We start from the raw sequence: 664 nt of genomic DNA, 5'->3' as shown, positions 1-664 counted from the left end.
AAAAGAAACAAAGCATTTTGAAAAGGATCGAGAGCAAATTCTTCAGTGACTACAGCAACTAAACCATCAATTCCTTTACGTAGATCTGTTTTGCCCGTCACCAAATAAATCTGGTCGATTTTATTCAAGTCAAGCATCATGAGGGAACACCGCTTTTAAGAAAGCATCGAGGATATAGTTGTTGATCCGATTGTAGACCACCACAGTTTTATTTTGATCAATGCGAAACTGCATGGCCTTTTGAGACTTAACCTCATTCGTTGATCTAGGACCATCAATTTTAACTTGGACAAAATCATGCTTGTTATCCAAAAAATCACCTCATCTCATTTGATAAGGCAATTATATTAAATCTGGTTTTTTATTTAAATACGTCCCGCTGGGCACTGCTTACGACACTAGGTACAATGCACTTATATAACAATAGAAGCATACAAGCCTTGGGGCTACTATGTGTCAAGTAGACAGCTCAAATAATTAAAACCTATGCGATTTTCTGAACGGCATGATTCCGATATTCTGTTGGGGTCATGCCGTTTAGTGTTTCTTGACGACGTTTGTTATTGTACCAATCAATACACTGCTGGATAAATTCTTCCATTTCAAGGCGAGACAAAGCACGTTTAAAAGCAAAAAAGTCGGTTTTCATATGACTCCAGAAACT

The 664-nt window shown here is 37.5% G+C and carries 3 protein-coding genes; all 3 read right to left on the bottom strand.

Going from position 1 to position 664, the window contains the following annotated elements; all coding sequences use genetic code 11:
- Window positions 1-137 (bottom strand): IS66 family insertion sequence element accessory protein TnpB (gene tnpB / locus LFYK43_RS13140; protein WP_369692918.1); only part of this gene is annotated, 137 nt, incomplete at its 3' end.
- Entirely contained in the window at window positions 130-312 is a 183-nt protein-coding gene (locus tag LFYK43_RS12215; RefSeq protein WP_124978415.1) for a hypothetical protein, read from the bottom strand. The genes LFYK43_RS12215 and tnpB, both read right to left, overlap by 8 nt.
- Window positions 313-484: 172 nt before the next feature.
- Window positions 485-664 (bottom strand): IS3 family transposase (locus LFYK43_RS12210; RefSeq protein WP_148095632.1); only part of this gene is annotated, 180 nt, incomplete at its 5' end.

It is taken from the genome of Ligilactobacillus salitolerans, assembly GCF_003864415.1.
GTDB lineage: Bacteria > Bacillota > Bacilli > Lactobacillales > Lactobacillaceae > Ligilactobacillus > Ligilactobacillus salitolerans.
This window is presented reverse-complemented; position numbering and strand designations above follow the sequence as displayed.